Source organism: Streptomyces sp. NPDC004752, from assembly GCF_053601275.1.
Genome location: NZ_JBSGBN010000043.1, coordinates 1 through 21,225 on the forward strand (window position 1 = coordinate 1; position 21,225 = coordinate 21,225).

18 protein-coding genes and 2 pseudogenes are annotated in these 21,225 nt (G+C 71.2%); 12 read left to right on the plus strand and 8 right to left on the minus strand.

Annotated elements, in window-relative coordinates; translation table 11 throughout:
* The 4 genes and pseudogenes from ACWEKM_RS19480 to ACWEKM_RS19495 all read left to right on the plus strand — a co-directional run.
* On the plus strand, window positions 1-1,219 hold a 1,219-nt coding region (locus ACWEKM_RS19480), incomplete at its 5' end, for a dihydrolipoamide acetyltransferase family protein (protein ID WP_451622418.1).
* A gap of 136 nt (window positions 1,220-1,355) precedes the next feature.
* Complete coding sequence (locus tag ACWEKM_RS19485) at window positions 1,356-2,273, plus strand: NTP transferase domain-containing protein (RefSeq protein ID WP_451622419.1); 918 nt, start codon at window positions 1,356-1,358, stop codon at window positions 2,271-2,273.
* Window positions 2,270-3,640, plus strand: coding sequence for a molybdopterin molybdotransferase MoeA (locus tag ACWEKM_RS19490; RefSeq protein ID WP_451622420.1), 1,371 nt, complete (start codon window positions 2,270-2,272; stop codon window positions 3,638-3,640). Before ACWEKM_RS19485 ends, ACWEKM_RS19490 begins: the two co-directional genes overlap by 4 nt.
* Window positions 3,637-4,047 (plus strand): annotated as a pseudogene (locus tag ACWEKM_RS19495) (potassium channel family protein); the annotation flags it as partial. The gene ACWEKM_RS19490 and the pseudogene ACWEKM_RS19495, both read left to right, overlap by 4 nt.
* Before the next feature lie 32 nt (window positions 4,048-4,079).
* On the opposite strand, the gene ACWEKM_RS19500 reads toward ACWEKM_RS19495, so the two are convergent.
* Entirely contained in the window at window positions 4,080-5,075 is a 996-nt protein-coding gene (locus ACWEKM_RS19500; RefSeq protein WP_451622421.1) for a potassium channel family protein, read from the minus strand.
* Between the two features lie 588 nt (window positions 5,076-5,663).
* On the opposite strand from ACWEKM_RS19500, the gene ACWEKM_RS19505 reads away from it, so the two are divergent.
* Window positions 5,664-6,146, plus strand: a complete 483-nt coding sequence (locus tag ACWEKM_RS19505) for a hypothetical protein (protein WP_451622422.1) — start codon at window positions 5,664-5,666, stop codon at window positions 6,144-6,146.
* Here the strand turns inward: ACWEKM_RS19505 and ACWEKM_RS19510 are convergent.
* The gene (locus ACWEKM_RS19510) at window positions 6,109-6,789 is read right to left on the minus strand and encodes a hypothetical protein (protein WP_451622423.1); all 681 of its coding nucleotides are present in this window, start codon (window positions 6,787-6,789) and stop codon (window positions 6,109-6,111) included. The genes ACWEKM_RS19505 and ACWEKM_RS19510 overlap by 38 nt on opposite strands.
* A 25-nt stretch (window positions 6,790-6,814) precedes the next feature.
* On the opposite strand from ACWEKM_RS19510, the pseudogene ACWEKM_RS19515 reads away from it, so the two are divergent.
* Window positions 6,815-7,507, plus strand: a pseudogene (locus ACWEKM_RS19515) (potassium channel family protein); the annotation flags it as partial.
* A gap of 22 nt (window positions 7,508-7,529) precedes the next feature.
* Here the strand turns inward: ACWEKM_RS19515 and ACWEKM_RS19520 are convergent.
* Together ACWEKM_RS19520 and ACWEKM_RS19525 are read right to left on the minus strand one after the other, a co-directional pair.
* Window positions 7,530-8,378, minus strand: a complete 849-nt coding sequence (locus ACWEKM_RS19520; RefSeq protein WP_451622424.1) for an ABC transporter permease — start codon at window positions 8,376-8,378, stop codon at window positions 7,530-7,532.
* A complete protein-coding gene (locus tag ACWEKM_RS19525; protein WP_451622425.1) occupies window positions 8,375-9,427 on the minus strand; it encodes an ATP-binding cassette domain-containing protein in 1,053 nt (350 codons plus the stop codon). Before ACWEKM_RS19525 ends, ACWEKM_RS19520 begins: the two co-directional genes overlap by 4 nt.
* A 221-nt stretch (window positions 9,428-9,648) precedes the next feature.
* On the opposite strand from ACWEKM_RS19525, the gene ACWEKM_RS19530 reads away from it, so the two are divergent.
* Window positions 9,649-10,632, plus strand: a complete 984-nt coding sequence (locus ACWEKM_RS19530; RefSeq protein WP_451622426.1) for an NAD(P)H-quinone oxidoreductase — start codon at window positions 9,649-9,651, stop codon at window positions 10,630-10,632.
* A gap of 455 nt (window positions 10,633-11,087) precedes the next feature.
* Here ACWEKM_RS19530 and ACWEKM_RS19535 read toward each other — a convergent pair whose 3' ends face one another.
* Entirely contained in the window at window positions 11,088-11,681 is a 594-nt protein-coding gene (locus tag ACWEKM_RS19535) for a hypothetical protein (protein WP_451622427.1), read from the minus strand.
* A gap of 133 nt (window positions 11,682-11,814) precedes the next feature.
* Between ACWEKM_RS19535 and ACWEKM_RS19540 the strand changes: the two genes are divergently transcribed.
* Entirely contained in the window at window positions 11,815-12,354 is a 540-nt protein-coding gene (locus ACWEKM_RS19540; RefSeq protein WP_451622428.1) for a bacterial proteasome activator family protein, read from the plus strand.
* Window positions 12,355-12,664: 310 nt separating this feature from the next.
* Here the strand turns inward: ACWEKM_RS19540 and ACWEKM_RS19545 are convergent, their stop codons facing one another.
* On the minus strand, window positions 12,665-14,314 hold the full coding sequence (locus ACWEKM_RS19545; RefSeq protein ID WP_451622429.1) for a protein kinase domain-containing protein: 1,650 nt from the start codon (window positions 14,312-14,314) through the stop codon (window positions 12,665-12,667).
* Between the two features lie 329 nt (window positions 14,315-14,643).
* Here ACWEKM_RS19545 and ACWEKM_RS19550 point away from each other — a divergent pair, with 329 nt between their 5' ends.
* A complete protein-coding gene (locus ACWEKM_RS19550; RefSeq protein ID WP_451622430.1) occupies window positions 14,644-16,221 on the plus strand; it encodes a protein kinase domain-containing protein in 1,578 nt (525 codons plus the stop codon).
* A gap of 167 nt (window positions 16,222-16,388) precedes the next feature.
* Here ACWEKM_RS19550 and ACWEKM_RS19555 read toward each other — a convergent pair whose 3' ends face one another.
* Both ACWEKM_RS19555 and ACWEKM_RS19560 read right to left on the minus strand, forming a co-directional pair.
* Window positions 16,389-17,405: a phosphotransferase gene (locus ACWEKM_RS19555; RefSeq protein ID WP_451622431.1), complete on the minus strand. Its 1,017-nt coding sequence runs from the start codon at window positions 17,403-17,405 to the stop codon at window positions 16,389-16,391.
* A 148-nt stretch (window positions 17,406-17,553) separates the two neighbouring features.
* Window positions 17,554-18,222: a response regulator gene (locus tag ACWEKM_RS19560; protein ID WP_451622432.1), complete on the minus strand. Its 669-nt coding sequence runs from the start codon at window positions 18,220-18,222 to the stop codon at window positions 17,554-17,556.
* A gap of 318 nt (window positions 18,223-18,540) precedes the next feature.
* Here ACWEKM_RS19560 and pdhA point away from each other — a divergent pair, with 318 nt between their 5' ends.
* From pdhA to ACWEKM_RS19575, 3 genes are all read left to right on the plus strand, one after another.
* Window positions 18,541-19,773 carry a pyruvate dehydrogenase (acetyl-transferring) E1 component subunit alpha gene (gene pdhA / locus ACWEKM_RS19565; protein ID WP_451622433.1) on the plus strand — a complete coding sequence of 411 codons (1,233 nt, stop codon included), beginning with the start codon at window positions 18,541-18,543 and terminating at the stop codon, window positions 19,771-19,773.
* 2 nt (window positions 19,774-19,775) lie between these two features.
* Window positions 19,776-20,771: an alpha-ketoacid dehydrogenase subunit beta gene (locus ACWEKM_RS19570; RefSeq protein ID WP_451622434.1), complete on the plus strand. Its 996-nt coding sequence runs from the start codon at window positions 19,776-19,778 to the stop codon at window positions 20,769-20,771.
* A gap of 10 nt (window positions 20,772-20,781) precedes the next feature.
* The coding region (locus ACWEKM_RS19575) for a biotin/lipoyl-containing protein (protein ID WP_451622435.1) at window positions 20,782-21,225 on the plus strand (444 nt) is incomplete at its 3' end.

Genomic DNA, 21,225 nt, shown 5'->3' on the forward strand with positions numbered 1-21,225 from the left:
GCCGGTGGCTCCCGGGGCCGACGGTACGGCCGGGGCGCCCGCGCGGGGGGCCGCGCGGCCCGTCGACGGCCCCGTGCCTGTGATCTCCCCCTTGGTCCGTCGGCTCGCTCGGGACAACGATGTGGATCTGCGGCAGTTGACCGGCTCTGGCCCCGACGGGCTGATCCTGCGCGCGGACGTCGAGCGGGCGCTCCGGGCCGCCGCGACGGGCGGCGGACGCACCGCGGTCGGGCCGGCGGCCGTGACCGCCGCGACACCGGTCGAGCCGACCCCCACGCCCGCCACCGAGCCGGCCGCCGCACCGGTCGGGCCAGTCGCCAAGCCGGCCGCCGCACCGGTCGGGCCAGTCGCCAAGCCGGCCGCCGCACCGGTCGCCGAGTCCACCCTCACGCCCGCCGCCGAGCCGACCTCCACGCCCGCCGCCGAGCCGGCTGCCGAACCGCCCCCCACGCCCGCCCCCGCGTGGGCCCCAGCCCCACTCGCTTCGCCAGCCCAACCGGCCCCCGCACCGGCCCCCGCGTCGGCCGCCGCGGTCACCCGTATCCCCCTGAAGGGAGTCCGCGGTGCCGTCGCCGACAAGCTCTCCCGCAGCCGCCGGGAGATCCCGGACGCGACCTGCTGGGTGGACGCCGACGCGACCGAACTCCTGGCCGCGCGGGCGGCGATGAACGCGGCGGGCGGGCCGAAGATCTCCCTCCTCGCGCTCCTCGCCCGGATCTGCACCGCCGCCCTGGCCCGGTTCCCCGAGCTGAACTCCACCGTCGACACCGAGGCCCGGGAGATCGTCCGGCTCGACCACGTCCACCTCGGGTTCGCCACACAGACCGAGCGCGGACTGGTCGTGCCCGTCGTACGCGATGCGCACGAACGGGACGCCGAGGCGCTGACCGCGGAGTTCGCCCGGCTGACCGAGGCCGCCCGGTCCGGCACGCTGACCCCCGCGGAACTCACCGGCGGCACCTTCACGTTGAACAACTACGGAGTGTTCGGCGTCGACGGCTCCACGCCGATCATCAACCACCCCGAGGCCGCCATGCTCGGCGTCGGCCGGATCGCCGCCAAACCCTGGGTGCATCAGGGCGAGCTGGCCGTCCGGCAGGTCGTCCAGCTCTCGCTCACCTTCGACCACCGGGTCTGCGACGGCGGCACCGCGGGCGGCTTCCTGCGCCAGGTGGCGGACTGCGTCGAACAGCCGGCGGTGCTGCTGCGGACGCTATGACCGGGCGGACGGCCACCGGACGCACCCCGCGCGGGCGCTGCCCGTGGATCACGCGCACCCCGCGCGGGCGCTGCCCGTGGATCACGCCCACCCCGCATCGGTTCCCTGTGATCAGCCCGGCACGCATACTCGGGGGGTGACCGAGAACGCCCCCGCCGCCGGGACGACCGAGCCGTACGACGCCGTCGTCCTGGCCGGTGGTGCCGCCCGGCGGCTCGGCGGGGTCGACAAACCCGGCCTGCGGGTCGGCGGGCGTCCGCTGCTCGACCGGGTGCTCGCCGCCTGCGCCACGGCCCGTACGACTGTTGTCGTGGCTGATCCCCGCGCCACCGCACGCCCCGTGCGCTGGGCGCGCGAGGAGCCCCCGGGAGCCGGGCCGGTTGCCGCGCTCGACGCCGGGCTGCGGCACACCGACGCGCGGTACGCGGTCGTTCTCTCCGCCGACCTTCCCTTCCTCGAAGCGGCCACGGTGAGCGGGCTGCTGACGGCCCTTAGCACCACCGGCGCCGAGGCCGCGCTGCTCACCGACGCGGACGGCCGTGACCAGCCGCTCGTGGCCGCGTACCGCACGGCCGCGCTGCGCCGCGAACTGACGGCGCTCGGCGACGCCCACGGCGGTCTCGCCGGGCTGCCGCTGCGCCGGCTCACCGGCGCGCTCGACCTCACCCGCGTCCCGGATCCGCTCGCGTCCTTCGACTGCGACACCTGGGACGACATCGCCACGGCCAGGGCACGGATCAGGGAGCATGGGCACGTGTTGGATGAATGGATCTCCGCAGTCAAGGACGAGCTGGGCATCGACCTGGACGTCGACACCGGCGTCCTGCTCGACCTCGCCCGCGACGCCGCCCACGGGGTGGCCCGCCCCGCCGCCCCGCTGACCACCTTCCTCGTCGGCTACGCCGCCGCGCAGGGCAAGGGCGGGCCCGAAGCGGTCACCGAGGCCGCCCGCAAGGCCGCCGCGCTGGCGCTGCGCTGGGAGGATGAGAACGACGACCGGACCGGGGCCCCGGGCCCCGCGGACCGGCCCGATCCGGGCCCGGACGCCGGATGACCGCCCGCGGCATCCGGGCCGACGGGCCCGCCTGGGACATCGACGACCTCGACGTCGAGGAGGCGCTCGCCCTCGTGAGGGAGCACAGGCCACTCAGAGAGCCCGGCGACGACCGCGGCTCCACCCCCGCAGGCCAGGCGTCCGCGCCCGCCCCGGCGGACGAGCACCGGGCCACCCCCTGGCCCCGGGCCCGGGAGATCGCCGCCCGCGCGGCCCGTTCCGGGGCCCGCCGTGCCCCGGTCGGCGTGCCGCTCGCCGATGCCCTCGGCCTGGTCCTCGCCGCCCCCCTCGACGCGCTCACCGACCTCCCCTCCTTCGACACCTCCGCGATGGACGGCTGGGCGGTCGCCGGGCCCGGCCCCTGGTCCGTCCGGGACGAGGGCGTCCTGGCCGGCCAGACACAGCCCGAGCCGCTGACGGACGGCGAGGCGGTGCCCATCGCGACCGGTGCTCGCGTCCCGGCCGACACGACCGCGGTCCTGCGCTCCGAGCACGGCCGCACGGACCCCAAGGGCCGGCTGTACGCCGGACGCGAGGTCGGGCACGGTCAGGACATCCGCCCGCGCGGGCAGGAGTGCCGCACCGGTGACCAGTTGCTGCCCGTCGGCGCCCTGGTCACCCCCGCGGTCCTGGGGCTGGCGGCCGCCGCCGGATACGACACCGTCACCGTCGTCCCCCGCCCCCGCGTCGAAGTGTTCGTCCTCGGCGACGAGTTGCTCACCAAGGGGCTGCCGCACGACGGTCTGATCCGTGACGCGCTCGGCCCGATGCTGCCGTCCTGGCTGCGCGCGCTAGGCGCCGAGGTCATCGCGCTGCGGCGGCTGGGGGACGACGCCACGGCACTCCGCAAGGCCATCACCCTGTCCGACGCGGACCTCGTCGTCACCACCGGAGGCACCGCGGCCGGACCGGTCGACCATGTCCACCCCACCCTGGACCGCATCGGCGCCGAACTCCTCGTCGACGGGGTCAAGGTGCGCCCCGGCCACCCCATGCTGCTGGCCCGCACCAAGGAGAACCAGCACCTCGTCGGCCTCCCCGGAAACCCCCTCGCGGCCGTCTCCGGCCTGCTCACACTCGCCGAGCCTTTGCTGCGTACCCTCGCCGTCCACCCCGCCCCCGAGCCATATGCGCTGCCCCTGTGGGAGGCGGTGCAGGGGCATCCGTACGACACCCGGCTGGTTCCTGTCGCCGTGCGCGGTGACCGTGCCGTGCCACTGCACTACAACGGTCCGGCGATGCTGCGGGGTATCGCCGCCGCCGACGCGCTGGCGGTCGTGCCGCCGGGCGGGGCGCGGCAGGACCAGGAGTCGGAGCTGCTTGACCTGCCGTGGGCGTCCGCCGGGATCGGGGTGTGTTTCACGTGAAACTTCCCGGCCACGACGCCATAGCCCGCCAGGCAGACGAGCACCTGGTCACCCATCGGGTGAAACTCCCTAGGAAGGTGGTCGAGCGCCCGATCCGCCAGGTCGTCAAGCGGCCGGTGATGGCCCTGATGGTGCTGGTCGCGACCGCACTGATCGTCTATGCCGACCACGACGGCTACACCGACAACTCGGACGGCACCGTCGACCTCCTCGACGCCTTCTACTACGCCACGGTCACCCTCTCCACCACCGGTTACGGTGACATCACCCCGGTCAGTGACGGCGCCCGGCTGACCAATATCCTCGTCATCACCCCGCTGCGCGTCCTGTTCCTGATCATCCTGGTCGGCACCACGCTTGAGGTCCTCACCGAACGAACCCGGGAGGAGTGGCGTTTGAATCGCTGGAGTCAACACTTTCCCGGATGTGCCACAGAGCTTCAGCTCACGTAGGTCGACCGGCGGCTGATGGTGATGAGCCGGTCCCCGAGCTTGAGGTTCCCGAGCTGAGGATCGGTGTAGTCCAGCAGTTTCTTGTCGCGTACGACTGCCACGATAAGATCGGCGCACTCTCGGGGTGACTGCCCGACCTCATCCTGTGAAACTCGGCGTTCGCTGAGGCCCAACCCGTTGCCCTGAGCCATCAGGTCTTCAAGGGTTTGAGCCGAAGCGGGGCTGACCACCGAGACTCCGAGCAATCGGCCTGCGGAACCGGAACTTGTGATCACGGCGTCCGCGCCGCTCTGCTTCAGCAGCGGGACGTTCTCCTCTTCTCGGACAGCCGCAATGATCGTGGCGCGCTTGGTGAGCTGACGCGCGGTGAGAGTGATGAGGGTTGCTGTCGCGTCGGCGTTCGGGGCGATGATGACTCGGGAAGCGTTCTGCACCTCAGCCTTGCGCAGCGTCTCCGACCGAGTCGCGTCCCCGACAACCGCAACCAAGCCGTCGTCGCTGGCCGTTCGTGCTGTCTCGTGCTGAGGGTCAACGACGACGATCTTCTCCCTGCTGACACCCTGGCCCAAAAGCGTCTCGATGGCTTTGCGGCCCTTGGTGCCGTAGCCGATGACCACGACGTGATCACGAATCTTCGAGCGCCATCGATGGATCCGCACCTCCTGCCGGGTGCGCTCGGTGAGGACCTCCAGCGTGGTGCCGACCAGGATGATCAGGAAGAGCACGCGCAGCGGCGTGATGACGAAGATATTGGTCAGCCGGGCACCGTCGCTGACCGGGGTGATGTCGCCGTATCCGGTGGTGGAGAGGGTGACGGTCGCGTAGTACGCGGCGTCGAGGAAACTGACAGGGCCGTCGGAGTTGTCGTTGTATCCGTCACGGTCGAACCAGACGACAAACGTTGTGAGGGCCAGGACCAGCAGCGCCAGGGCAAGGCGACGCAGCACCTGCCGGAGAGGCGGCGCGGGGCTCTCGACAGGCATGGTGATGGAACGGCTGGCCTCGGTTTCATCCCGAGCTTCTGATCTTGTTCGGTGCCAGAGCGAACGGAGAATTGAGCGCCTTGCAGCCGTTGGCTGTCGCTCGTTCCTGTCCTGCATGGTCAGCCCTCTGCTGCGTCATCGGGTGAGTCGACACCATGATCCCGGATCGCGTCGCATCCGTCGTCGACGTGGCTGACCTTCTTCCCCGGGCATAGCTGGGGCCCATTCGAGTTGATCTTCAGATCGAGGAAGATCAGCCAAAGCATCACAGAGCGCTTCGGTGGTTGAGTGGCCGACGGAGCGTGGCCCGAGGAGATCGGGCCAGCGGGAACACCGGGTGCACCTGCTGATCGGTGACCGCGTGCGTGTTTCGGTACGAGGAGCAGCCAAGAAGTTGGAGTCAATGCTCTGTCGGCGTCGCTTGCCTGATCACTTGTAAGCCCGGCGAGTCAATGATGACCCAGGCGTTAGAAGCCATCCGCATTCCGAATGTGGTCTCTGGGTTTCCGCTGGTCGGGCATGAACTTCTGCTGGTGGCGGGAGAGTTCGGACGTTCGTCTGCTCGCTTCACGTTCGTGGAGGTGGCTGATGCCGTCGGTGCTCGGTCTGGTGGAGGCCCGGGAGGAGAAGGTCCGTGCGGAGGTTGCCCGGCTGCGCGAGGAGGCCGAGCGGGTCACGGCTGTTCTCAGCGCGGCGGAAGTGCAGCTGGAGCGGTTCGGGCAGGCTCGCGTGACCGTTACCGAGGTGCCGGCCGGGCCGGACGCCGATACGACGACGCAGGCCAGGGCGGCCGCGGTGCCGGGGGCGACGGTGCCGCACCGCGCCGAAGGCATCAGCGCGGAGGCGCTCGCGCCGGAGTACCAGCGGATCCTGGCGGTCCTGGCGGCGCTGGAGGCCGAGGGCGGGGTGCGGGCGAAGCCGGTCGCTCTCGCTCTGGGCGAGAGGGTGGTTCCGGCCCGGGTGGAAGGGGTGCGTTCGCGTCTGAAGCGGCTGGTCGTGCGGGGCTGGGCCGCCGAGGTGGAGCCGGGGCTGTTCACCGTCGGCTGGGAGCGGGTGCCGGTGGCCGCGTGAGGAAGGCGTCGCGGCGGCGCCCGGCCAGGCGGGCGTTCATCAGCATGGTCATGGACCACAGCACCATGGCCTCGTGCATCTCGGGCAGCGTCTCGACGTCGCGCACCAGCCGACGCGAGCGGACCAGCCGGCTCAGCGTTCTCTCCGCCGCCCACCTCCGCGGCAGCACCACGAACCCCGTGGTGTCCTCGGAGCGTTTGACGATCTCGAGGGTGAGCTTGAGCTTGAGCTTCTCGGTGGTCCAGTCGACGTCCAGCCGCTCGCCGTTCGGTGCCATGCCTCGTTTGAGGTCTTCCAATGCGCCCTCGAAGACGGGCCGGATCACGCGGTAACCGATCTCACCGTTGGGCAGACGGACGCGCTTGCGCTTCCACGCGCTCGTATCCGGCTCCTCGTACGTGTAGGCGTACCGACCTCCCCGTGAATCGACGAAGGTCCGGTTGTCCTTCTCCTGCTCGTTGCGACTCCTGATGTCCCGCCCGGTCATCGGGCGGAACGCGGACTTGGCGTCCGTGGCACCGGTAGCGTCGTTCCCACTGGTAGCGGGACTCTCGTCGACCTCGAAGGACAGCCGGACCAGACCGGCCCGGTTCTGTCCCTCCAAGTCACCCCAACGGGCACGCTGCACAAGGTCGTTGTCCATGCCCGGGAGGGTACTTTCGGGAAAGCGCTGGAGGGCCACGTTGCGTGACCATACCGTCGTGATCGGCTTTGGTACGAAGGGGCGGTCGGCGATCCAGACCGTTTGTGCGACCGGACTGAAGAAAGAGCAGGTCGTCGTGGTCGACCCCAGTTCCAAGGCGGTCGACGCGGCGACCGCCGAGGGGTATGTGGGGATAGTCGGCGACGCCACGCGCAGTGATGTACTCAAGCGGGCCGAGGTGCACAAGGCCCGGCAGATCATCATCGCCCCGCAGCGCGACGACACGTCCGTGCTCGTCACGCTGACCGCCCGGCAGCTCAACCGTGGTGCGAAGATCGTGGCCGCGGTGCGCGAGGAGGAGAACGCGCCGCTGCTCAGGCAGTCCGGCGCGGACGCCGTCATCACCAGCGCCAGTGCGGCCGGCCGCCTGCTCGGCCTGTCCGTGCTCAGCCCGGCCGCGGGCATGGTCATGGAGGACCTGATCCAGCAGGGCAGCGGGCTCGACCTCGTGGAACGCCCGGTGGTCAAGGCCGAGGTCGGCAAGAGCCCGCGGCAGACGGACGACCTGGTGGTGAGCGTCGTCCGCGGGCACCGGGTGCTCGGCTACGACGATCCGTCCGTCGGATCCCTCCAGTTGACCGACCGTCTGATCACGATCGTACGGGCGACGCCGGGAGCGCAGGTCACCTCCGACATCCGCCCGATGCCCCGAGCCTGAACCCGGTCTCGGCCGGGCGGACCTAACGCCGGTTGTACAGCCGCATCGTGATCGGGCCGAAGACCAGCAGGAACAGACCCGACCAGCCCAGCGTCGAGGCGATCTCGGCGGCCGGCCAGTCACCGGACATCAACTTCCGCACCCCGGACGACAGATGGGTGACCGGGCTGTTGTTGACGAACGCCTGCAGCCAGCCCGGCATCGTCTTCGGGTCGACGAAGACGTTGGACAGGAAGGTGAGCGGGAAGATCACCATCATGCTGACTCCCATCACCGACTTCTCGGTGCGCAGCATCAGCCCGAACATCGTCCAGATCCACGAGAACGCGAACGAGAAGACCAGCAGCAGCGCGATCCCGGCGATGACGCCCGGCGCGCCGCCGTCCGGGCGGTAGCCGAGGATCAGGCCGACGGTGAGCATCACCAGTGAGGCGATCGTGTAGCGCAGGGCGTCGCCGAGCAGATAGCCGACCATCGTCGCCGGCCGCCACACCGGCAGGGTGCGGAACCGGTCGAACACGCCCTTCTCGATGTCCGTGTTCACCGAGACACCGGTGTACATCGTGATCATCACGACCGACATCACCATGATGCCCGGCAGCAGAAACTGCACGTACTCCCGTGTCGAACCGGCCAGCGCACCACCGAAGAGGTAGGTGAACATCAGCAGGTTCATGATCGGGAAGGCGGTCACGTCGAAGAGCTGCTCCGGCACGTGCTTGATCTTGAGGATCGCGCGCCAGCCGAAGGTCACCGACGCCGACAGGGCGCTGGGCCGCGGTGGGCGGCGCTCGGTGATCAGCAGCGCGGCCAGCGACTCGGTGCTGACCGGGGCGAGTTCCTTGCTTTCCGTGGTCGTCGCGGTGCTCATGCCGTCACCCCGTCCTTCGTCGGCTCGTGGTTCTCGGTCGGCTTGTGGCCCTCGGCCGGCTCGTGGTTCTGGGTCGGCTCGTGCGTGTCGTGTCCGGTCAGGGCGAGGAACACCTCGTCCAGGCTGGGCTGCCCCAGCGCGAAGGTGTCGACGGTGACGCCGGTGCGGGCGAGTTCGCCCAGGGCCCGCGCGGCCTGCTCGGCGGCCGTGCCGCTCGTCGCGGTGTTCAGCCGGGCGGTCAGCGCCACCGGGTCGGGCTCCGGCTGTACCTGGGCGTCGAGGGTGCGCCGCAGCACCTCCGCGGCCTGCGACCGCTGTGCCGGATCGCGCAGCCGCAGATGGACGGAGCCGGCTCCGACGGACGCCTTCAGTTCGCCCTTCGTGCCCTCGGCGATCACCCGGCCCTGGTCGATGACGGCGATCCGGGACGCCAACTGGTCGGCCTCGTCCAGGTACTGCGTGGTCAGCAGCACGGTCGTGCCCTGCGCGACCACGGCCCGCACGATCTCCCACACCTGGTTGCGGCTGCGCGGGTCGAGACCGGTCGTGGGCTCGTCGAGGAAGAGCAGGTCGGGCGTGTTGAGGATGGACGCGGCGATGTCGATGCGGCGCCGCATGCCGCCCGAGTAGTGCTTGACCTGCTTTCCGGCCGCGTCCGTCAGACCGAAGGCGGCCAGCAGCCGACCGGCGCGCTCCCGTGCCGCCTTCTTGCCGTGTCCGAGGAGACGGCCGAGCAGGATCAGGTTCTCGGTGCCGGTGAGGTCCTCGTCCACGGAGGCGTACTGCCCGGTGAGGCTCACCCGGGCCCGCACCTCGTCGGCCTCGCGCACCACGTCACGGCCGAAGACATGCGCCTCGCCGCGGTCGGGGCGCAGCAGGGTGGCCAGCATCTTCACGGTGGTCGTCTTGCCTGCGCCGTTCGGGCCGAGGACGCCGTAGACCGTGCCGGCCGGCACGGCGAGGTCGACTCCGTCGACGGCGCGCGTCTCGCCGAACCTCTTCAACAGGCCGGCCGTTTCGATCGCGAGGCCGGACGGCTGCGTGCTCATACGTCGGTCCTTCCGCTGCTGCGGTCTTGGGGTACGCATGGGAAGACCTTTGCCTTGGCGAGAACTCATCGCCGAACCGGCCGAATTCTTCGCGGATTCCGCGCGCCCCACGTCCGGGACCGCGCCCCAGGGTCGAGGCGTGCCCTGAGCCGAGGAGTGCCCAGGGGCGGGTAGTGCCCAGGGTCGAGGAGTGCCCAGGGGCGGGGAGTAGCGTCCGGGGCATGCATGCGATCACGATTTCCGAACCTGGTGGGCCCGAGGCGCTGGTGTGGCAGGAGGTACCGGATCCGGTGCCGCCCGGCGAGGGCGACGTCCTGGTCGAGGTGGTGGCCGGTGCCGTCAACCGCGCCGACATCCTGCAGCGGCAGGGCTTCTACAACCCGCCGCCGGGTGCCTCCCCCTACCCCGGCCTGGAGTGCTCAGGCCGGATCGCCGCGCTCGGGCCCGGGGTCTCCGGCTGGGCCGTCGGCGACGAGGTGTGCGCGCTGCTGGCGGGCGGCGGGTACGCGGAGCAGGTCGTCGTCCCGGCGGGGCAGCTGCTGCCGGTTCCCGAGGGCATCGACCTCAAGCGGGCCGCCGCGCTGCCCGAGGTGGTGTGCACGGTCTGGTCCAACGTCTTCATGATCGCCCACCTGCGCCCGGGTGAGACGCTGCTCGTGCACGGCGGCTCCAGCGGCATCGGCACGATGGCCATCCAGCTGGCCAAGGCGGTCGGCGCGAGAGTCGCCGTCACCGCGGGCAGCAAGCAGAAGCTGGAGCGCTGCGCCGAGCTGGGCGCGGACATCTTGATCAACTACCGGGAGCAGGACTTCGTCGCCGAGCTCGACCGGGCCACGGGCGGCGCGGGCGCGGACGTCATCCTCGACAACATGGGCGCCAAGTACCTGGACCGCAACGTCCGGGCGCTCGCCGTCAACGGGCGGCTCGCCGTGATCGGCCTACAGGGCGGCGCCAAGGGCGAGCTGAACCTCGGCGCGCTGCTGAACAAGCGGGCCGCGGTCAGCGCGACCTCGCTGCGCGCCCGGCCGTTCGCCGAGAAGGCGGCCATCGTGGCGGCCGTACGCGAGCATGTGTGGCCGCTGTTCGCCTCGGGCCAGGTCCGCCCGGTGGTCGACCGTGAGCTGCCGATGCCGGAGGCGGCCGAGGCACACCGGGTGGTGGAGGCGAGCGGCCACATCGGAAAGGTGCTCCTGGTCGCTCCGTGACCCGTGACCCGTGACCCGTGATCCGTGATCCGTGATCCGTGATCCGTGACCAGCGGCCCGCGGTCCGCGGCACGTCCCGGCGGCCGAGGCCGACGCCGACCGCCGGGACGCCGACCGCCGGGCCGCCGACCGCCGGGATGCCGAGCGCCCGGCGGCCGGAGGCGCCGCGCAGTACGGGGGCGGTCCCGGCTCGGTCCCCGCTCCGGTCAGCCCCGGCGTACCCGCAGTCCCACGACGGCGGGACCGGGTCTTCCTGCACAGCGGAGCGTGGGGTTGCCGGAGGGGACGACTGCCCGGCGGTGGGACGGCGGTCGTGCGCATGTGCTGCTGGGCCGCGACGGGTGCGGTCGGCCGCGGCGTCCGTGGTCCCACGACGGCGGGACGGGGTTTCCTGCGCAGAGGTTGTGGTGGCGGTGGGCTGTCGATGGGGCCGCGGTCGTGCGCAGGTGGTGCGGTCAGCTGCGGCGTACCCGTAGTCCCACGAAGGCGAGGGCGAGGCCCAGGCCGATGAGAACCAGGCCGCTGCCCAGCGGCAGGAGCCGCATCGTGGGTTCGGCGGCACTCGACCGGCCGCCCGCGGCGTCCTCGGCCGACGGGGTCGCGGAGGGGACGATGCCGGCCTGCTGGGTGGACTCGGAGGCGGTGGGAGTCGCTTCGTCATGGTCGTGCTCGTGGCGCCACCACGGGCCGTGGTCCCTTTGCGAGGCATCGTCGCCGCCGTCGCCGTCCTCGCCCGCTTCGTGCTCCGTGCCCTCCTGGCTCACCGCGTCGTCCGAGGCGTCCGAGTCGTCCACGCCCTCGGTGTGCGCCGCGGGCCCGTCCGACCGCCCCGGCCGTGGCCGGCCCTCGGCCGGACGGCTGCCGGCCCGGGACGGTTCGGCGGAGGCCGAGGGGCCCGCGGTGTCCGGAAGCGTGGCCTCGGGGGCGTACGCGGTGGCCGTGCCGCACGGCACGAGGACCGCCGCCAGCACGAGCAGCAGCCGTACGAGACGGAACGTGAAACGCAGCCATGGAGTCACGTCGGTGACCTCCCGGAGCCGGGTCGCCAAGATCGACGCAATCCAGCCTCACATGTGCTGGCACTCCTGGCATTCCGGACTCCGCCGACAGGTCTACCCGGTGGATCGGGCGCACCAGGGGGCGCCACGGTGGTGGGGTGCAGGCGTGCGCGACAATGGCCGCATGGAGATGCCGAGGAACGACAGGTCGCCCGAGAACCCCCAGATCCTGGTCGTGGGCCAGGACGGCATGGCGCTCGGCGGCGGAGCAGGCGAAGACTCCCGCGAGATCCCCGTGACGGAGCAGGTGGAGCAGCCCGCCAAGGTCATGCGGATCGGAAGCATGATCAAGCAGTTGCTGGAGGAGGTGCGCGCCGCTCCCCTGGACGAGGCGAGCCGCGCCCGGCTCAAGGAGATCCACCGCAGCTCGGTGAAGGAGCTGGAGGACGGGCTCGCCCCGGAGCTCGTGGAGGAGCTGGAGCGGCTTTCCCTCCCCTTCACCGACGGAGCGACGCCGAGCGACGCGGAACTGCGCATCGCGCAGGCCCAGCTGGTGGGCTGGCTGGAGGGTCTCTTCCATGGGATCCAGACGACGCTGTTCGCCCAGCAGATGGCCGCCCGCGCCCAGCTGGAGCAGATGCGCCGTGCGCTGCCGCCGGGCATGGGCCACGAGGGCTCCGACGAACAGCACCCGGGCGGCCGCTCGGGCGGGCCGTACCTGTAGATCACCTCATCACCACGAAGGGCCCGGCGGTGTGACCCGGATCGCCGGGCTCCGAGAAAACCCCGCGGCACTTCGGGAACGCGGCCCGTGCCGCCCGCGCCGTCCCCGCCGGGATCTCCCCCCGGGCCCCCGGCCCCCCGGCCCCTTCGGCCGCGTAGACACGACACCCACCCCGTACGACCCGTACGACCCGTACGACAACGTCGGCTCCCAGGACCACAACCGCGTCTTGGGAGCCGACGTCATGCACGGGCCCGAGTCGATCAACAGCGGTGTGCGCCGCCGGGGCCCTGACGCTGTGTGGTGCGGTTCAGCCGGTCGCCGGGTTGCCCGAGGAGACCTTGAGCTGGATCGTGGGCATGTCCTTCGGGTCGACGTCCGTGCCGGCGGCGGGGAACTGGTCCATGATCGTGCCGTCGCCGTAGGTGTTCTCGTCGACCTTGACCACCTTCATCTCCCAGCCCGCGGCCTGGAAGCATGCCTTGACCGACTTTATGTACTTGAACTTGAGGCTGGGCACCCGGATCTTGTCCGGATCGTCGTACGACTCCTGCGGCTCCGTGCACTCGCTCGACTCGATCGTCTTCGACGGGTCCGGGCCGCGATAGCCCTCCGCGCGGGACGCGGAGACCGAGGCGCCTGTGCTGCCGTCGCCCGTGACATCGTCGTGGTTTCCGGCGCCGTCGTTCAGGGTCAGCGCGAGGACCAGGGCGACGACCGCGACGAGGGACACCGCGATCGAGCCGATGATCACCGGCTTGTTCCCCTTGCCGCCGCCCGAGCCCGACGACTGGGGCGAGGTCGGGGGCGTCAGGTTGTACGGCGGCGGGGTCGACGGGGTCTGCTGGGCGTACCCGGCCGGGGCCGGAGTCTGGTAGCCGCCGCCCTGGTGCGGGTAGCCGTACGCCGGGGCCGGCGTCGGTGTGCCGTACGGGTTCGGGCCCGGGGCCGGCTGGTACGGCGTCTGCACCGGGCCGGTGGGTGCCGGGGCCGTCCGGTCGACCGGCGGGAAGACCGCGGAGCCGACGCCCGCGCCGCTCTGCGCCAGGGCGCCCGGGACGATGCTCGGCGGGGCCGCCTGGAAGGACGCGGCGACCCGCAGGCACTCGTCGCGCATCGACTCGGCGGTCGGGAAGCGCTCGTTCGGGTTCTTCTTCAGCGCGCGGGAGACCAGCGCGTCCACCGCGGAGGGCAGCGCGCGGTTGATCGTGGAGGGGACCGGCGGCTCCTCCTGCACATGCGCGTACGCGATCGCCAGCGGCGAGTCCGCCTCGAACGGCAGTCGCCCGGTGACCAGTTGGAACAGCATGATGCCGACCGAGTACAGGTCCGAGCGGGCGTCCACGCCCCGGCCCAGCGCCTGTTCGGGCGAGAGGTACTGCGGGGTGCCGACGACCATGCCGGTCTGCGTCATGGACGTGACACCGGATTGCATGGCGCGGGCGATGCCGAAGTCCATCACCTTGACGACGCCGCGCTTGGTCATCATCACGTTGCCGGGCTTGATGTCGCGGTGGACCAGCCCCATCTCGTGGCTGATTTCCAGCGCCGCCAGCACATCCGCGGTGATTTTCAGCGCCTTGTCGGCGGGCATCGCGCCCTGCTGGCGGATGTCCTCCTCCAGCGCCGAGCCCAGCGGGCGGCCCTCGATGTACTCCATGACGATGTACGGCATGGTCATGCCGTCGAGGTCGTCCTCGCCGGTGTCGAAGACCGAGACGATGTTGGTGTGCGTGAGCTTCGCCACGGCCTGCGCCTCGCGGCGGAAGCGCTCACGGAATGCCTGTTCCCGGCCCAGCTCGGTGTGCAGTGTCTTGATCGCGACCTGGCGGTCCAGCACGGCGTCGTACGCCAGGTGCACCGAGGCCATGCCGCCCTCGCCGAGCAAGTCGCGCAGCTGGTAGCGGCCGCCCGCGAGAGCCCGCCCCGCGTACCGGCCCTGTGCGCCGTCCTGGCTCATGTCTCCGCGTCCCCCACTAGGCCGTCAGGCGCCCCGTTGATCGAATGTGTCATTCCCGGCCAAGTCTGCCCGAGGGCACTGACACGTCAAGCTCGGTGCCCGTTCCGTGACCGTACGCGAAAGAAGCGTCGCGGAAGCGTTACAGCCGCCGTACGACCGGGACACAGAATGTGCACGACGATGCGGGTGGCGGGTCTCCTGGTCGGCCCGTCTCGGGCCGGTCACGGTCACGGTACGCGGGCCGGGGACTTGCGCGGAGGCTGTAGCGTGGCCGACGGAGACCGTGACAACACCGCGCGCACCGCGGGCAGAAACGACGGCGAGGACCGATGGCACAGACGCACAGCGCCCAGGGCCCGTCCGACCCCGAGGCGACTGGCGGCGGCATGTCAGACACGCCGGAGATGTGGGGCAACGGAGGGCTCGTCGGCGATGGCCGATACCGGCTGACCCACAGGCTCGGCCGGGGCGGCATGGCCGAAGTCTTCGCCGCCGAGGACGTGCGCCTCGGGCGCACCGTCGCGGTCAAACTGCTCCGTTCCGACCTGGCCGAGGACCCGGTGTCCAAGGCCCGCTTCACGCGCGAGGCCCAGTCGGTGGCCGGCCTCAACCACCACGCCATCGTCGCCGTGTACGACTCCGGCGAGGATGTCGTGGGCGGCCAGTCCGTGCCGTATATCGTCATGGAGCTGGTCGAGGGCCGCACCATCCGCGACCTGCTGCTCAACGCCGAGGCGCCGGGCTCCGAGCAGGCCCTGATCATCGTCTCCGGGGTCCTTGAGGCGCTGGCCTACTCGCACCAGCACGGCATCGTGCACCGCGACATCAAGCCGGCCAACGTCATCATCACCCACAACGGCGCCGTCAAGGTGATGGACTTCGGCATCGCCCGCGCCCTGCACGGCGCGTCGACGACGATGACGCAGACCGGCATGGTCATGGGCACCCCGCAGTACCTGTCGCCGGAACAGGCGCTCGGCAAGGCGGTCGACCACCGCTCCGACCTGTACGCGACCGGCTGCCTGCTGTACGAACTCCTCGCGCTGAGGCCCCCGTTCGTCGGTGAGACCCCGCTCTCCGTGGTCTACCAGCACGTCCAGGACATCCCGACGCCCCCGTCCGAGGCGTCCGACGCCTGCCCGCCGGAGCTGGACGGCCTGGTGATGCGTTCGCTGGCCAAGGAGCCGGACGACCGTTTCCAGACGGCCGAGGAGATGCGCGGTCTGGTTCAGTACGGCCTGCAGATGCTGTACGAGCAGGGCGGCCACACGGGCACCTGGAACACCGGCCCGGTGGAGCTGCACGAGGGCCGGCACACCCCGGCGGGCGGCTTCGCGGGCACGACCGCGATGCAGCACCCCGGCGTCGGTGCCGGCGCCGGCACCGCGCAGATCCCGCAGCCGATCCTGCCTTCCGGGTACGGAGGCGGCGACGACGGCGGTTTCGAGGGGCACGGCAACAAGGGCAGCGGCCGGGGCAAGCTGTGGATCCTCGCCGTGCTCGCGGTGATCGCGATCGCGGCGGGCGTGGCGCTGGCGCTGAACAACGGCTCCGGCAAGGGCGACGGCGATCCGGGCACCAGCAAGTCGCCGACCACCTCGCAGAGCACCAAGCACGAGAAGGCCAGCGAGAGCCCGACCGACGAGTCGACCGACACGGCGACCGAGACGGGTACGGACGACTCCTCGGGCACGGGCGGCACCTCGCACTACGCCCCGCCGCCCACGCCCTCGTTCACCCCGTCCCAGACCGAGAGCAGCGATCCGAGCCCGCCGCCCTCGAACTCGCAGACCAGCCCGGAGCCGTCGGACCCGGGGACCACGTCGCAGCCGGAGCCGTCGGACTCGGCGCCCGACCCGAGCGGCACGGACCAGGGCGACACCGGTCTCACGGGCGTGGGTCCTTGAAGGACACCCTCCGGCACGGCTTTCCCGCGCGCGTGAGAGCGGAATGAAGCTCCACGCGCGCGTGACGCCCCATCCGTGAGTTACGTCCCATGCGCGCGCGGTGCTCCACGCGTGCGCGGCGTGCGCGGTGTTCGCCGTGGCCGCGCCCAAGTGACGTCGCATTCCTTTCATGCCACGAAGGCGTCGCACACCGCGTCGTACTCCCGCGTCCACCACACCGCGAGCGCGGAGGCGGCCGGGAACTGGGGGTCCGCGCGGGTGTCGCCGCGCTCGTAGTGCCAGCGCAGCATCCAGAAGTCGTTGAGCCGCTCCCACCACACGCGGTGCACGGCCGCAGCGAGTTGCGAGGGTGTGGCTCCGGCCGCGCGCCGGTACGCGCGCGCGTAGGCCCGCACCTTCGGCAGGTCGAGGGCGCCCGTGGGCCGGACGAAGAAGATCGCCGCGGCGCGGACCGCCTCCTCGGCGCGGGGCTGTACGCCGAGCCGGTCCCAGTCGACGATCGCGGCGGGCGCGTCTCCCTTGTAGAGCAGGTTGAACGGGTGGAAGTCGCCGTGCACCCAACCCACCGAGCCGCCGCGCGGAGGCCGCCGGTCGGTGTGCTGTTCGAGGAGCGCGCGCCGCTCCAGGAGGCGGTGTCTGGCCAGTTCGTCGAAGGCGTCGGACGGGCGGTGCCGGCGCACATGGGCGAGCAGGTCGTCGATGAGGGCGAAGGTGTCGGTGGGGTCGGCGCTCCGCACCGGGTGGGGGCTCGTGGCGGGGCGGGTGCCCGCCTTGGGTGGCATCACCCGCTCCAGGCAGGCGTGCACGGCCCCGAGCAACGCCCCGAGCCGTCCGCACTGGCCCGGTGTGAGCTGGCCGCCGTGCCGGTGCCTGCCGTCGATCCAGGGATGCAGGGCGTAGGCGTGGCCGCCGATGACGGCGACCGTGCGGCCGCCGCGGTGGGTCAGCGGCGGGGCGACCGGGACGCCGAGGTCGGCCAGGCGCTGGGTGGCCCGGTGCCGGCGCTCGATCGCGGCCGGGTCGGCGGTGTCGGGGTCGAAGTGGTGCTTGAGGAAGTAACGGCCGCGGGTGGTGCACAGGCGGTAGCCGCGGTTGAGCAGACCCTGGTCGACGGGCTCGCAGGTGAGGGCGGAACCGGCGGCGTACAGGCGCAGCAGGGCGCCCAGCGGGGGCGCGTGGGGCACGAGAGGTGGTACACATGAGCGCGGCACGCGCCAGATGCTAGGGCACGGAAAGGGCCGGTGAGCTGGGGCTTATCACAGACAGTCGCTTTCGATCACAGTAAGTGCTCGAAGTGACGCCGTGTCACCCGGAAGCGGTTCTCAGAGCTTCTCAGCGCTTCTCAGGCTTTTCGGCCTGCATGCGGGCCACGTACGCGGCCGCCTGGGAACGCCGGTGCATGCCCAGCTTGGAGAGCAGGCTCGACACATAGTTCTTGATCGTCTTCTCGGCGAGGTGCAGCCGCTCGCCGATCTGACGGTTGGTGAGCCCCTCACCGATCAGGTCCAGGATCCGCCGTTCCTGGTCGGTGAGATGGGCGAGCCTGTCGTCGGCGCGGGCGGTGCCGCCGTCGCGCAGCCGCTCCAGGACCCGGGCGGTGGCCACGGGGTCGAGCAGGGACTTCCCCGCGGCGACGTCCCGCACGGCGGTCAGCAGTTCGTTGCCCCGGATCGCCTTCAGGGCGTATCCGGAGGCGCCCGCCATGATCGCGTCGAACAGGGCCTCGTCATCGGCGAACGAGGTCAGCATCAGACAGCTCACGGACTCGTCCCGGGACCGGATCTCACGGCACACCTCCACGCCGCTGCCGTCCGGGAGTCGTACGTCGAGCACCGCGACATCGGGCCGGGTGGCCGGAATCCGGGCCAGCGCGTCGGCCGCCGTGCCGGCCTCGCCGACCACCTCGATGTCGGCCTCGGCCGAGAGCAGTTCATGCACCCCGCGGCGGACGACCTCATGATCGTCCAGGAGAAATACCCTGATTTTTCCGTTTTCGCGCACCGGGTCAGTGTCACACACGGAGTCTTCCCGTGGGCTGGTCGGCCGGGATAACGTGCCGTTGCTCCGGCCTCCTGCAAGGCTGTGACCAGCGACCTTCCCGTCCGCGTCGATTTACTTGGATATCCAAGCAAAAACGCAGGTCAGAGGGGTTTCACAGAAATGTGGCGTACTGGGTAACGTGTTGTGGGGCGCTCGCCGGAGCACCTGTCCCGCCAGTTCCCGGCCGAGCGGCACCCACCCCGTGCCCGGTGGTCTGGAATCGGTGAGCCGCACTGGTTACCCGGCAACCCCGGGAGCCGGACCGACGGAGGAGCACACGTGACCGTGGACAGCAGTGCCGCGCGCAAGCCGCGACGCAGCGCCGCAGGCAAGGCCGGCACCACCGGCACCACTCGCACCACCGCGGAGAAGAGCACCGAACCCGAATTGGTTCAGCTGCTCACTCCGGAGGGCAAGCGCGTCAGGATCGCGAAGGGCACCAAGAGCGCGCAGAACGCCAGGAACACCAAGGACGCCAGGAATGCGGAGTACGCCCAGTACGTAGCCGACATCACCCCCGAAGAGCTGCGCGGTCTGTACCGCGACATGGTGCTCACCCGCCGCTTCGACGCCGAGGCCACCGCCCTGCAGCGCCAGGGCGAGCTGGGTCTGTGGGCGTCGCTGCTGGGCCAGGAGGCCGCCCAGATCGGCTCCGGCCGGGCCACCCGGCCGGACGACTATGTTTTTCCGACCTACCGTGAGCACGGCGTCGCCTGGTGCCGCGGCGTCGACCCGACCAATCTGCTCGGCATGTTCCGCGGCGTGAACCACGGCGGCTGGGACCCCAACGGCAACAACTTCCACCTCTACACGATCGTCATCGGTTCCCAGACCCTGCACGCCACCGGCTACGCGATGGGCGTGGCCAAGGACGGCGCGGACAGCGCGGTGATCGCCTACTTCGGCGACGGCGCCTCCAGCCAGGGCGACGTGGCCGAGTCGTTCACCTTCGCCGCGGTCTACAACGCCCCGGTGGTGTTCTTCTGCCAGAACAACCAGTGGGCGATCTCCGAGCCGACCGACAAGCAGACCCGCGTCCCGCTCTACCAGCGCGCGCAGGGCTACGGCTTCCCGGGCGTCCGGGTGGACGGCAACGACGTGCTGGCCTGCCTCGCCGTCACCCGCTGGGCGCTGGACCGCGCCCGCAACGGCGAGGGCCCGACGCTGGTCGAGGCGTACACCTACCGGATGGGCGCCCACACCACCTCCGACGACCCCACCCGCTACCGGCACGACGACGAGCGCGCCGCCTGGGAGGCGAAGGACCCGATCCTGCGCCTTCGCCGCCATCTGGAGGACTCAAACCACGCGGACGAGGGATTCTTCGCGGAACTTGAGGCGGAGAGCGAAGCGTTGGGCAAGCGAGTGCGCGAAGCGGTCCGTGCCATGCCGGACCCGGACACCTTCGCCATCTTCGAGAACGTGTACGCGGACGGGCATGCGCTCGTCGACGAGGAGCGAGCCCAGTTCGCCGCCTACCAGGCGTCGTTCGCGGACGCAGAGGGGGTCTGATCATGGCAGCGGAGACCATGGCCATCACGAGCATGCCTCTGGCCAAGGCGATCAACGAATCGCTGCGCCGCGCGCTGGAGACGGACCCCAAGGTCGTCGTCATGGGCGAGGACGTCGGCAAGCTGGGCGGCGTCTTCCGGGTCACCGACGGCCTGCAGAAGGACTTCGGTGAGAGCCGCATCATCGACACCCCGCTCGCCGAGTCGGGCATCGTCGGCACCGCGATCGGCCTGGCCCTGCGCGGCTACCGCCCGGTGGTGGAGATCCAGTTCGACGGCTTCGTCTTCCCGGCGTACGACCAGATCGTCACGCAGCTCGCGAAGATGCACGCGCGCTCGCTGGGCAAGGTCAAGCTCCCCGTCGTCATCCGCATCCCCTACGGCGGCGGCATCGGCGCGGTCGAGCACCACTCCGAATCCCCCGAGGCCCTGTTCGCGCACGTACCGGGCCTGAAGGTCGTCTCTCCGTCGAACGCCTCGGACGCCTACTGGATGATGCAGCAGGCCATCCAGAGCGACGACCCGGTGATCTACTTCGAGCCCAAGCGGCGCTACTGGGACAAGGCCGAGGTCAACACCGAGGCGATCCCGGACCCGCTGCACAAGGCGCGCGTGGTGTGCGAGGGCACCGACCTGACCCTGGCCGCTTACGGCCCGATGGTGAAGCTCTGCCGGGAGGTCGCCGCCGCGGCCGCCGAGGAGGGCAGATCGCTGGAGGTCCTCGATCTGCGCTCGGTGTCCCCGCTGGACTTCGACTCGATCCAGACGTCGGTCGAGAAGACCCGCCGCCTGGTCGTGGTCCACGAGGCGCCGGTGTTCTTCGGCTCGGGCGCGGAGATCGCGGCCCGGATCACGGAGCGCTGCTTCTACCACCTGGAGGCCCCGGTGCTCCGGGTGGGCGGCTACCACACCCCGTATCCGCCGGCCCGCCTGGAGGAGTCGTACCTTCCGGACCTGGACCGGGTGCTCGACGCCGTCGACCATGCCCTGGCGTACTGAGGAGAGGGTCGTGACGACGATGACGGACGCGTCCGTACGCGAGTTCAAGATGCCCGACGTGGGCGAGGGGCTCACCGAGGCCGAGATCCTCAAGTGGTACGTCCAGCCGGGCGACACGGTGACCGACGGCCAGGTGGTGTGCGAGGTCGAGACCGCCAAGGCGGCCGTCGAACTCCCCATCCCCTACGACGGCGTGGTCCGTGAGCTGCGCTTCCCCGAGGGCACCACGGTCGACGTGGGCACCGCGATCATCACGGTGGACGTGGCCGGCGGTGCCTCCGTGCCCGCTCCCGCCGCGCCGCAGGAGGCCGAGCGGCCCGAGGCGCCCCAGCCGTCCGAGGCGGAGCCGAAGGCACCGGCCCGCCAGCCGGTGCTCGTCGGGTACGGCGTCGCGACGTCCGCGACCAGGCGCCGCCCGCGCAAGGCCGCCGAGGCCGCCGCCCCCCAGCCCGCC